The 8,679-nt window shown below is 32.2% G+C and carries 7 protein-coding genes; 5 read left to right on the forward strand and 2 right to left on the reverse strand.

What is annotated here, in order from left to right:
• Window positions 1-1,213, forward strand: a 1,213-nt coding sequence (locus tag SOY52_RS03595; protein WP_320847617.1) for a heparinase II/III family protein, incomplete at its 5' end; no start/stop codon positions are given.
• On the opposite strand, the gene SOY52_RS03600 is transcribed toward SOY52_RS03595, so the two are convergent.
• Together SOY52_RS03600 and SOY52_RS03605 are read right to left on the reverse strand one after the other, a co-directional pair.
• Complete coding sequence (locus SOY52_RS03600) at window positions 1,204-1,533, reverse strand: branched-chain amino acid transporter permease (protein ID WP_320847618.1); 330 nt, start codon at window positions 1,531-1,533, stop codon at window positions 1,204-1,206. The two genes, SOY52_RS03595 and SOY52_RS03600, sit on opposite strands and share 10 nt — an antisense overlap.
• A complete protein-coding gene (locus SOY52_RS03605; RefSeq protein WP_320847619.1) occupies window positions 1,520-2,212 on the reverse strand; it encodes an AzlC family ABC transporter permease in 693 nt (230 codons plus the stop codon). The genes SOY52_RS03600 and SOY52_RS03605 overlap by 14 nt, the downstream gene beginning before the upstream one ends.
• 91 nt (window positions 2,213-2,303) lie before the next feature.
• Between SOY52_RS03605 and SOY52_RS03610 the strand changes: the two genes are divergently transcribed.
• From SOY52_RS03610 to SOY52_RS03625, 4 genes are all read left to right on the forward strand, one after another.
• Window positions 2,304-3,482, forward strand: a complete 1,179-nt coding sequence (locus SOY52_RS03610) for a dicarboxylate/amino acid:cation symporter (protein ID WP_320847620.1) — start codon at window positions 2,304-2,306, stop codon at window positions 3,480-3,482.
• A 137-nt stretch (window positions 3,483-3,619) separates the two neighbouring features.
• On the forward strand, window positions 3,620-4,669 hold the full coding sequence (locus SOY52_RS03615) for an efflux RND transporter periplasmic adaptor subunit (protein ID WP_320847621.1): 1,050 nt from the start codon (window positions 3,620-3,622) through the stop codon (window positions 4,667-4,669).
• Window positions 4,670-4,672: 3 nt separating this feature from the next.
• Complete coding sequence (locus SOY52_RS03620; RefSeq protein WP_320847622.1) at window positions 4,673-7,876, forward strand: efflux RND transporter permease subunit; 3,204 nt, start codon at window positions 4,673-4,675, stop codon at window positions 7,874-7,876.
• Window positions 7,873-8,679 (forward strand): hypothetical protein (locus SOY52_RS03625; protein WP_320847623.1); only part of this gene is annotated, 807 nt, incomplete at its 3' end. The genes SOY52_RS03620 and SOY52_RS03625, both read left to right, overlap by 4 nt.

The raw sequence follows: 8,679 nt of genomic DNA on the forward strand, positions 1-8,679 counted from the left end.
AGAAGCAAATGGAATGCATTGGGAACAAAGTCCAATGTATCAAGCCGAAGTATTACATGCACTTTTAGATACAATCCTACAAGCCAAAAAGGCTAATATAACTGTATCTCAAGATTTAATTGAGACTTCTCACTCTATGGCTAAGGCTATTAGTCAAATGGTTAGTAGTAATTCAAACATTTATTTGTTAGGGGATAGTGATGAAATAAATGTAGATGATTTATTAACACTTACTTCTTACTTATTTAATGATGATGATCTATATCGAGGCTTAAAAGAAGAAAACATATTCGATGCCCTCCCAAATAAAAAATATTTAAAAAAGGAAGCTATTTCATATTCTGATATTTCTAGTGGTAACCATATTATTCGAACACCAAACCTTGAAGTTCATTTATTCTCAGGTAATTTAGGTTCAGGTCATGGTCATATTTCACCACTTCATATCGATGTATCTGGTAAAGCTAATTCCTTCTTTATCGATTCAGGTCGATATACATATGTTGATAATGAAAAAAGACGATATTATAAAAGTGCTGAAGCTCACAACATACCAATGCTAAAACAAGGCTACCCAGTTTTTCCTAAAGGTTCATGGAGCTATACAAGTATTAGTGAAACCTCTAGAGGTTGTTTTGTAAAAAGAAATAATTATGAGTTAGTACAAGCTGAAAATTATTCTTATAACGATCTTATTATTCGAAGGAAAATTATTAAAGCTTCAGATGATATTATTGTGCTACTTGATGAGTATATTTCAAATAAGCAAAATGATGCCCAAATTCTATTTCACCTACACCCTAATTGTAAAATAAAAAATAATGTAATTGAAAATGGAGAAGAGAAATTATACATATATTCATCTGCAAGAATTAGTGTTGAGCCTTGTTGTATTTCTTTACATTATAATGAGGAATGTGAAAGTAAGGTTATAAAACTTAATCAAACATTGAATCCCAATGAATCAGTAATAACTATTATTTCTACTAAAAGTTTAGAAATCAAAGAAGAAGAAATAAGACTAGTTGATTCAAATAGAGTTCTTACTCGTTCAGAGGGTATTGCTTATTCATTTGACCATTTCACACTTATTTCAAGACCAACTGAAATAGTTAACCAGGTTGATATTTTAAAAGCTGGATTAATTGAAGGCTATGGAAAGGTAATTATCAAAAAAGATAGTGAAAAATATCCTACAACTCTTTATTGGTAAATAAACTGTACCATTAGCATGTAAACTATTGTTCCACCTGCAATTGGTATTAGCATTGATCTTCTGTAAAGATACAGACCAGCTGTAACTAGTGATGCGACTATTGTTGAAATTGTTTTAGGTAAATCATAGCTTTGATAATCCTTAAAACAGTAAACAACAAGCAATGCTAACACCGCAGAAGGTAATACCTTTCCAAGATAAGTAATTATCTTAGGGACCTCTTTATTTTTAGGAAATATAATAAATGGTAAGAATCGTGTTAATAAAGTTGCCCCTGATAATAGTGCAATTGTAATTATTTTTTCAATTAGCGTCATACTTCCTCCTAAATGATAGCAGTACTACAACGATTGCTATCATAGCGGGAATAATAAAATTGTCCTTTCCAAACATTATTAATGAAAGCAATGAGACGATAAATCCTGATGCAGAAGAAAGATAATCTTTGTTCTTTAGTAGGTAATCAAGGAAAATTACTATAAAAAGAGCAGTCATTACAAAATCTAACCCTTGAGTATTTATTGAAATTATTCCTCCAAAGAGAGCACCTAAATAAGTTCCAAGCACCCAATAGCTTTGATTTAATAATGTTACAGCAAAATAAACATCCTCTTTATCTACCCCCTCAATATCATTAAGTGTGACGTTAACAGAGAATGTCTCATCACAAAGAGCATAGATCATATATAATTTCTTTTTACCAGCATTTTTATATTTATCGAGAAAGCTTAAGCCATAGAAAATGTGACGTGCATTTACTGCAAAGCCAACTAAAAAGGCTTGTAGTGGATTAAATGCACCAAGCAATATATTTCCAGCTAAAAACTCAAGAGAGCCCGCAAATATTGTAAAGCACATTATCATCGGATAAAGAGGTGAAAATCCTAAGGAGCGCATATATACTCCATAGGCAAAGCCTAGAAATAAAAAGCCAGTAAATATAGGTATTGTATACGGAAAGGCAAACTTGAACGCCCTAGTTAAATTTCTTTTCATCAACTAAGGGATAGTAACTTTTAATGTTTCTTTGAACAAGTGAATACAAAAAATATTGACAGCAATACTTCATGTTTCTAACATTTATTACATGAAAAAAATAAAGTTACCACTTCCAGTTATTCTAATTATTTCAATCATTATAGGAACCCTAATTGGGAAATTTTTTCCTCTAGTAATAGTAAGATTTGTTTATACTCTTTCTAATATTTATGCATCATTCTTGGGATTTTTTATCCCACTAATGATAATTGCTTTTGTATCAAATGGTATTGCTGATTTAGAGATAACTAAAGCAGGAAAGCTGTTATTTGCTACCTGTGCTATAGCTTATTGTTCTTCTTTTATCGCAGGAATTGCCTCATTTTTCATAGCAGATAATCTTTTTCCATTTATTGTAGGAAAGAGTAATTCAATGCTAGCTGCAGCTGATAATAGTACAGCTCTAGAGCCTTTTTTCTCTATTTCAATGCCTCCATTTTTTGATGTGCTATCAGCAGTAGTCTTTGCCTTTATGATCGGACTTGGTGCTAGTGCACTTACTTCAAATAAGGAAGGTGAAACACTTAGAAAGCTAATGAAAGATTTTTCATCTGTTATTGAAAGATCATTAAGGCGCTGTGTAATTCCATTGCTTCCAGTTTATGTAATTGGAACTTTTGCATCGATTGTACATGAAGGAGAAAGCACAATCATCTTCAAGTCAATGTGGAAAGCATATCTTTTGATGATTGCTTTACAGTTAATTTATATTTTCCTTTTCTTTGTTATTGCATCCGTTATTTCTCGAAAGAATATTTTTACAATGATGAAAAATGAGTTACCAGCATATACTACAGCTCTAGGTACACAATCAAGTGCAGCATCTATTCCGGTAAACTTAAAGTGCGCAGAGAAAAATGAAGTAAGTAAAAAGATATCGGGCTTTGTAATTCCTCTTTGTGCAAATATACATATGCCAGGCTCTATGATTACAATTGTCTCAATTGCATTAGCAACAATGATGATGTTCAATATCGAGTATAATCTTTACATGTTCCTCGCTTTTATTGCTGTAATGGGATTAGTTACAATAGCTGCTCCAGGAGCTCCTGGTGGTTCAATTATGTCTGCTTTACCATTTATTGGGATTTTAGGACTATCATCAACAGGACCTATTGCAAGCCTTCTAATAGTTTTATATATAGCACAAGATAGCTTTGGTACTGCTTGCAATGTTGCATGTGATAATGCACTAGCTGTAATAATCGATAAATTTAGTAAAGAATAAAAGGATTAAAACCTTTTAAATTTTAATTAACAAATATATAAAAACATACAAATTCTTTGGAGTTTGTATGTTTTCATATATCATGCTCAAAAACTTGATTATTCCCGTTTTTTATATTCAGTTTTATATTATTATTCATGAAAAAAAAGTCACGTTTTAAAAGGTTAATTAAATATATTATTTTCATTTTACTGATTGCTGGAACTGTATATGGACTTAACTATTTTTTTGAATCTAGAGAAGCTGTAACATACACTCCTCCGATTACTCCAGTAACAGTTATAAAAGCTACACAAGGCAATATAGATAAAGGGATTAAGTTATCTACACACATTGAAGCAGACTCAATGATACCTGTAGTTCCATTTGTAAGTGGAACTATAGAAGAATATAACATCAAAGATAGTCAAAAAGTTGAAAAGGATGAAATTTTAGCAGTAATTGACCGTGATGCTTATTACCAGCAAATGCTTCAAGCAAAAGCTGGTTATCTTGCATATGAAAGTGCATATAAAAGAGTTAAAGAGTTAAATTCTTTAGGTGCTGCTACAGACCAGGATCTCGATACCGTTACTGCTCAGCGTGATGCAGCAAAAGCTCAATTAGAGCTTGCTAATTTACAACTATCATATACAGAAGTTAAAGCTCCTATAGCAGGAACAATTATAAAAGCACCTCAAGCAGTTGGAGATATTGCTTCAAATCAAGCACCAATTGCAGTTATTGCCGATTTAGATAACTTAGTTGTTAATGTTAGTGTTCCTGAAAAGTACTATAGAGCAATAAATTCAAATATAGAGAATTTAAGATTTTCAGTTAGTTCTAATAACTCAACTTCTAGTGCAACCTTAATTTCAATAGCACCTTTTATTGATCCAACAACTAAAACATTTAACATCAAATTAAAGATAGATGAACCATCACTATTTACAATTGGTATGTATGCAAAGGCAGAAATAATCTATGAGTCTAAAAATGATATCAAAGTACTTCCTCAATCAATAAGAAAAAGTGATGGCTCATTATATATTGTAGAAAATGAGGTCGCTAAACACATTACTTTTGTCCCAGAAATAGAAAATGATTCATTCTTCCAAGTACCACTTGGCTATGAAGATGCCTTCTTTATTGATGAAGGACACAATGATGTACTTGATGGAGAAAAGGTAAATATTAAGGAGATGTAAAGAGTGAAAATCGCACGTTACGCAGTAAAACATCCTGTTTACATCACAATGATATTAATCGCATTAATTGCGTTTGGTCTATACTCTGTTACAGGCTTAAATGTTGAATTCGTTGCGAATATGAATGTACCTCAAGCATTTGTAATTGCAGTATATCCAGGTGCATCAGCTGAAACAGTAGAAAGAGAAGTTATCGATATTATGGAAGAAGATTTTGTAACTCTTCCAAACTTCTCTTCAATGACTAGCAATGCATATGGCTCAATGGGTGTTGTTCAAATAGAGTTCTCGAATGGTGTTGATGCCTATGACCAATTAAATGAAATTAGAAATAGAATTAGGCAGTTATCTCCCAATTTACCTGCTGGCTTAAAAGGTGAACCTACTGTATTAGTAGGTGGTATGTCCATGCTTCCTATTATGACATTTACAGTAGATGCAGGTTCTGATTTAGTTGGAGCAACTAAATATATAAAAGATGAAATTATTCCTAAAATTTCACAGCTTGATGGAGTTTCAACTGTTGATGTTTCAGGAGGAACTGAAAACAAAGTAATAATTAGACTAAATACACAAGAACTAGTTAGTAAGAATATTTCTGTATTGCAAGTTTATCAAATGCTATCATATAGCAACTTAAATATTCCTCTTGGAACTGGTGAATATCAAGAGAAGAATACAGATATTAGTTTTGAAGGTTCTTATGATTCTCTTGATGACATTAGAAATCTTACTGTAGGAGCTAGCGAGGATGGTGTTTTAATTAAGCTTTCTGATGTAGCAACCATTGAATTTGAAGCTCTAGATCCTGATACAATTACAAAAAAAGATGGTAAAAACATCATTACTATCGATGTTTGTAAAAGAGAAGATGGAAACACATTAAAGATTACAAACCAAGTAAAAAAGATTATTGCTGAGGAAGAGATTAATAGTAATGGTGCATTAAAATTCAACATCATCTCTGATGACTCGAGAATGATAAATGCATCGTTAAGAAGTGTAATATCATCGGGTGTTTCTGGTGTATTAATTGCAATATTAGTAATTTTCCTCTGCTTAGGTGATCCAAAGGCAACAGGTACAATTGCTCTATCTATGCCTCTATCAATCTTCTTTACATTTATCGGTATGAAGGTTTGCAATGTATCAATAAGCTTAATGAGCTTATCAGGTATTGTTATTGCCCTAGGAAGTATCGTAGATGGTTCTATCGTAATGCTTGAGCAAACCTACATGTACTATAACCAGAAGAAGGATGGTAACTACTTATATACAGTTAACAAATGTATATACAATGCAAGTGATACAGTTGCAGTCTCTGTCCTAGGCTCTGCCCTTACCACAATCATAGTATTTATCCCAATACTCATGATTAAAGGTCTTGTTGGACAAATATTAAGAGATGTTTGCTTAAGCTTTATATTTGCAATTGGATTTTCAGCAATTACAGCTATTGTAATAATTCCATATTTATTAAAGAAATTCCTTCCTGAAGAAAGAAAGGAAAGAAGAGAAAACATTGTAAATAAGATAATGAATAAGTTAACTATAGTTTATGGAAAGATGGTTAACTGGACACTTCATAATAGAAAATTCATCATCCTTATTTGTGTTGTTGTTTTAGTTCTTACAATTTGGGCTGTTATGCAACTAGGTGTTACCTTCATTCCTTCAACAGATAATAGTGAGTTCTATGTCAACTTCACCTTCCCTTCTAGTAATACAATGGAAAAAACTGAAGCTCAACTAGACATAGCCGAAAGCCTAATTAGAGGTGTTGTTCCAGAGATTAAAACGCTAATGACAACAGTCGGTTCAAGTTCCGGACTATCGTTTGGAACAAGTTCAACAGCTGGTTCTATTAGAGTAATTCTTGAGCCTGTTTCAGATCGTGATAGAGACATTCATGACATCATGCGTATTGTAAAATACACTCTTGATGAAAACATGTTTGATACTGAAGTTACAGTATTAAATGGTGGCTTTGATAACTTAGTTAGCTACGTCACTGGAGGTGGTGGATATGCAATGACTCTAGTTAGTGAAGATATGGATTTACTCTATAGCGAAGCTTCTCGTATAAAGGATTTCTTAAAAACAGATCCAGAAGTAATGAGTGTTAGCATGAATACTTCCTATGATAATTTCTCAGCTGTAATTAAAGCATCTAATGATTATCTATCATCTCTTGGAGTTACCTCCTATGAAGCAGGAATGACTAGTGCTGTTCTATTTAATGGTGTTGATAATGGAACATTTATTTCCTCTGATAAAGAGCGTTTTGATATCAGACTGGAATCAGATGTAACTGATAAGATGTTATCAGATGATTTACTCTCTGATTTAACAATTATCACAACAGATGGAAGATGCGTAAACTTCTCATCAATTGCTGACTTAAAGATTGAAAACTCAATTAGCCAAATCAACCATATTGATAAGGCCAATTCAATTACAATCAACTGTGCAACAACAAGTGAGGATACATCTAATATTGTCTCAAGACTAAATGCTTATCTTGAAGAATATCCTCTTGATAAGAATGTATCTCAACGTGTAGCAGGTGTTTCAAAGCTAGTAGGCGAAATGCTTGGTCCTATCTTTATTGCATTAATTATCGCAGTATTCTTAGTTTTCATGGTTATGGTATTCCAGTTTGAGCGTTTCGACCAACCAATCCTTATCATGATCACAGTACCATTTTGTATAATTGGTGTTGCATTAGGTCTATTAGCTTTTGGATCTACTCTTAATATGATTTCACTATTAGGAGTAATCGCTCTTTCTGGAACTGCTGTAAACAATGGTATTATCTTAATTGACTACATGAATATGCTAGTTAAACGTAAAAGAGAAAGTACTTTAATTGGCCTAGGTTATGATATTGAAGATGACTCTTTTGATTCTAATGGAAAATTAGGATATGAAAATGATCTACATAACCTACAAGAATCAATTGTAGAAGCAGCACAATCAAGACTTAGATCAATATTAATGACTACATTAACAACAATGTTAGGTGTAGTTCCTATGGCAATCGGAACAGGTGAAGGTAGTGAAATATATGCTCCTCTTGGTCAAGCTATCGCAGGAGGCTTACTTGCTACAACTGCTATTGCACTCTTTCTAATGCCTGTACTTTACTACATTTTAGAGAGAAGAAAATTAAAGACTATATATAGAAAATTGGAGATGAAAAAATGAAAAAAACTAAATCCATTACAATAAGCTTATTACTATTATTATTCCTTACATCGTGTTCTTCCGTATTTAGTGGTGGATTTACTGGAAAGCTCATGGAAGATAAGGGTGGTTTAGATGACTCATCTAATACACCTTTAGTAGGAGCAACTGTATTTATCTATACAGATGAAGGATTAAGAAATAATGATTATAATAGAGCAATAACAGATGGTACAAAGCCTTCAAATGCTACTTCTACCACTACAACAAATGATAACGGACAATTTTCTGTTTCAAAGATTATTTGGAAGACAAATAGTCCTGCTTTTGGTAAGACAGCAGATAAAATTAACCTCTATTTAATAGTTTATAAATCAGGCTTTGGTATAAATGGATTTAATAAAAACTCTAACTCTATTTCTATCACCTCTGATAGCACTAACGAGTCTTCCTATACTGAAAGTTTTAAGAGAACAGAAAAAGTATCAACTATTACATTTAATCTAGCTAATGTAGCTAATAATGGAGAAAACATTAATGATACTCTGCTTGTAAAGCTAACAGATTTAGAAGCAATAAATTGTAATATTTCTAAAACCTCAAGTAGTAATACCTTCTCTGTATCATATAAAAATGATGACTCAGTTACACCTAAAATAAAAATAAAATCTTACACAATCCAAAGTGAAAATGGTAACTCTACTTGGATTAAGTGTGATGATAATGGTGGTAGCTTCATTCCAATAGAAAAGAATATAACAACAGCAGCTGATAACCAAAGTATAGATCTTTATGCAAAGCAAACTGAGTTTAGTTTCCCAAAT

It is taken from the genome of Bullifex sp., from assembly GCF_034103065.1.
GTDB lineage: Bacteria > Spirochaetota > Spirochaetia > Sphaerochaetales > Sphaerochaetaceae > Bullifex.